Annotated in this window: 3 protein-coding genes; all 3 read right to left on the bottom strand. The window is 33.8% G+C overall.

Going from position 1 to position 2,785, the window contains the following annotated elements; all coding sequences use genetic code 11:
• Nucleotides 1–1,000: PTS sugar transporter subunit IIC (locus WBF61_RS02190; protein WP_424253517.1), on the bottom strand; the 1,000-nt coding region annotated here is incomplete at its 3' end.
• A gap of 105 nt (nucleotides 1,001–1,105) precedes the next feature.
• Nucleotides 1,106–1,414 carry a PTS sugar transporter subunit IIB gene (locus WBF61_RS02185; protein ID WP_424253516.1) on the bottom strand — a complete coding sequence of 103 codons (309 nt, stop codon included), beginning with the start codon at nucleotides 1,412–1,414 and terminating at the stop codon, nucleotides 1,106–1,108.
• A 136-nt stretch (nucleotides 1,415–1,550) separates the two neighbouring features.
• Nucleotides 1,551–2,450: an N-acetylmuramic acid 6-phosphate etherase gene (gene murQ / locus WBF61_RS02180; RefSeq protein WP_424253514.1), complete on the bottom strand. Its 900-nt coding sequence runs from the start codon at nucleotides 2,448–2,450 to the stop codon at nucleotides 1,551–1,553.
• Nucleotides 2,451–2,785 lie beyond the last annotated feature (335 nt).

Here is a 2,785-nt window from a genome sequence, read left to right as displayed (position 1 = left end):
CTCCAAATATTAATGGCTCATTAATATTGAAAAGTGAAGGGATAATTGAGAAACGGCCTACTTGTTTTAAGTAAACGGATTTTGCAAATAACAGTAAGATACATAAAGCTAGCGTTGAACCCGCGCCACCAATCCAAACTGTCCACTGATAAAACTGTTCCGGTGCGATATAAGGCAATTGATTTGGAGCTGCTCCATCTGCTAGTGCTTGACCATTTGCATCTAGCATAACTAACCACATCGGGCGAGCAACTGAACCGATTACGCTCATACCATGGACGCCTGCTGCCCATAATAAAGTAATAAAGATAACCGGCACTAAAACACCGATTAAATTATTTCCTAATATATCATTAATCGGAGTAAAAATAGAAAGAATAAAACTATTCAAATCAAAATCAAGTAATACACGAATAATCCACACAATCGTAATAACAAATGCACCTGGGATCAGTGCTTCAAAACTCCTTGCAACTGAATCTGGTACTTGCTCTGGCATTTTTATCATCAGATTTCTATTTTTGAAGAATCGTAATGATTCAACTGCAAAAATCATTGCTAAAATTGCTGAAAACATTCCGGCTCCACCAAGGTTTCCCATTGGCAAAACCCAACCAATGCCTTGACCTTCTGGCAATAAGGCATCTACATTTACAGGTACTGTTAACATTAAGAACGTTGCTAGTGATAGAACACCACCAGTGATACCATCTAATTTATAAGACTTGGCTAAACTATATCCCATTCCATAAGAAGCATAGATACTCATTAAGCCCATAGTAATTCTGAAAGGAATAACAATATCTGCTGTATACGGTGCAATAGCTTCTGCCCATGATGCAATTGGAGGATTAGCAATAATTAAAAAGAAACTTCCAACAAGTATTAATGATAGCGTAGAAATAACTCCGTCACGGATTGCTTTTAGATGTTTTTGTTCAGCTAACTTAGCCATAGGAGGCATAAATTTTGTTTCAATCCAAACTAAAAATTTCGTCATTTTTCTTTCTCCTTTTTAAACCATATTGTCGTATCTAAAAATGAATAGTTTTTATATCTTTATAAAAAGTATTTCTAAATAAATGAATGGGAAATTAAATGATTCCTATTTGTTGTATTTTTTTATCTGTATCAATGTCTTTGGTGCTCCTAGTGGTGTGTATCCCATTGGTTCAACTTTATCAATTGGTACACCAGCCTCATTCGCATATCCTTCGAACGTAGCGTACTGATGTTTCACTTGAGGTGCAACTAAAAGTAAATCATATGCACTAGTCTTTAATATATTTTCAATTTCTCCCGATCCTACGGCAATCATTTCTAAATCAAACTGTTGCTTTTCTGCCTCTTTTAGTATAGCTTTTACGACTATTGCGCTAGACATTCCACCTGAACAAACCATTACAACTTTCATTTTATTTCCTCCTTTTATTAGTAATTTAAAGATATATTTATAGAACTAACTAAAACATACACCTTCCTAAAAAGATATCTGTCATTCACTGTAAGTACTTAGCTCCTTTTTTGCTAATTATATGAGTAAGCTCATTTTATTTTTTACTTGCTTCAATTGTTTTCCTAACAAATCCAGCATTCTCTGCTAATAATTTTTGAGCTTTCTCTTTATTTATACCTGTCAATAATCGAACAATTGCAAGCTTTGGTTGATTGTTTGAATCGTTAAAATAAAAGGTAGCATCTTCGTAAGTACAACCGGTTGCATCCATAATAATTCGTTTAGATCGTTCAACTAACTTTTCATTTGTTGGTTGAACATCAACCATTAAATTTTGATAAACTTTACCAAGACGAATCATTGCGGTTGTTGAAATCATATTTAGTATAAATTTTTGAGCTGTCCCAGATTTTAATCTTGTTGAACCAGTCAAAATTTCTGGACCGACATCGACTTCAATTGAAAAATCCGCATATTGGCTAATAGCTGATGATTTATTGCATGATAAAGCACCTGTTGTTGCTCCGATTTTATTAGCGTATTTTAATCCACCAATAACATAAGGCGTTCGACCACTAGCTGCAATACCCAAAATAAAATCATTTTCATTTAAGCCACGTTCTCGTAAATCTGCTTCGCATAATTCCAACGAATCTTCTGCACCTTCAACAGCTACAGTCATTGCTTTCATTCCTCCAGCAATCACTCCTTGTATCATCTCTGGTGACGTATTGAATGTTGGAATACATTCAGCAGCGTCTAGAACACCCAGTCTCCCACTTGTTCCAGCTCCAATATAAAATAATCGTCCGCCTTTCTTTAACGATATAATTACGGCTTCAATCAGTTTAACAATATCATCTATTTCTTCCTTAACAAATTTAGCCACTTTTTCATCTTCTTGATTCATTTTTTTTATAATTTCTTCAACCGAAAACGTATCAAGCTCTGTAGTACTATTATTTCTTTTTTCAGTAGTTAAAGCTTCTAACATATTTTTACCCCCCCTCTTTTGGAAGCACTTACAACATTTAGTATACTCTTTAAGAAATATTGTTTCAAGTTAAATGTTTATAAAACGAAATATAAATTCAAAAACCCGTTGTATTTAACGAATCAGTAGAATTAAGATTTATACGATTCTACTGAAGATAAAAAAAGACCAGTGAGTTATACACTGATCTTTGATTTACTTATAATTATCATTTTATCTATAGGCATTTCCTTTTCTTGGAATCAAAGCAAAGCTATTTTTATAAAGTTGGTACGCACTGATTACTAAGAATACGCCTAATCCTACTAGTGTTACCATCTCAAGTGTGGGGAATT

Origin of the sequence: Carnobacterium sp. (genome assembly GCF_049673005.1) — a bacterium.
In the GTDB taxonomy this organism is placed as follows: Bacteria; Bacillota; Bacilli; order Lactobacillales; family Carnobacteriaceae; genus Carnobacterium_A.
This window is presented reverse-complemented; position numbering and strand designations above follow the sequence as displayed.